The following is a 595-nucleotide window of genomic DNA, read 5'->3' as shown; positions in this document are numbered from 1 at the left end:
CAGCTGCTTGAGGACCTTGGCGGTCATCTTGCGGTTGGCGCCGGCGCCGATCACCAGGATCGGGTTGCGGGCGTTCAGCAGCTTTTGCACGGCAGCGTCGATCGCCACGTGCTCGGCCAGCGGACGGCGGTGCAGGCTTGGCGGGATCGGCAGTGCGTCGGTCTGCTCGGCGGCGATGTCTTCCGGCAGCTCCAGGTGCACGGCACCCGGCTTTTCTTCTTCAGCCAGGCGGAAGGCTTCGCGCATGCGCGAAGGGATGTTGTCGGCGGAGGCGAACTGGTGGGTGTACTTGGTGATGGGGTCCATCATGCCGCACACGTCGATGATCTGGAAACGGCCCTGCTTGGACTTCTTGATCGGCTTCTGGCCGGTGATCATCATCATCGGCATGCCACCCAGGTAGGCGTAGGCGCTGGCGGTGACCAGGTTGGTGGCGCCAGGGCCGAGGGTCGACAGGCTGACGCCGGTCTTGCCAGTCAGGCGACCATAGGTGGCAGCCATGAAACCTGCGGACTGCTCGTGACGGGTAAGTACCAGCTTGATCTTCGACTTGCGCAGGGATTCGAGCAGGTCGAGGTTTTCCTCACCAGGAATG

General features: G+C 63.7%; 1 protein-coding gene. It reads right to left on the bottom strand.

Annotated features, from left to right (window positions below; all coding sequences use genetic code 11):
• Nucleotides 1-595 (bottom strand): thiamine pyrophosphate-binding protein (locus RYH74_RS26015; protein ID WP_317410576.1); only part of this gene is annotated, 595 nt, incomplete at both ends.

It is taken from the genome of Pseudomonas sp. LSJ-87, assembly GCF_032971465.1.
GTDB classification, from domain to species: Bacteria; Pseudomonadota; Gammaproteobacteria; order Pseudomonadales; family Pseudomonadaceae; genus Aquipseudomonas; species Aquipseudomonas putida_Z.
The sequence above is the reverse complement of the archived record's forward strand: the minus strand, read 5'-3'. Positions and strand labels throughout refer to the sequence as shown.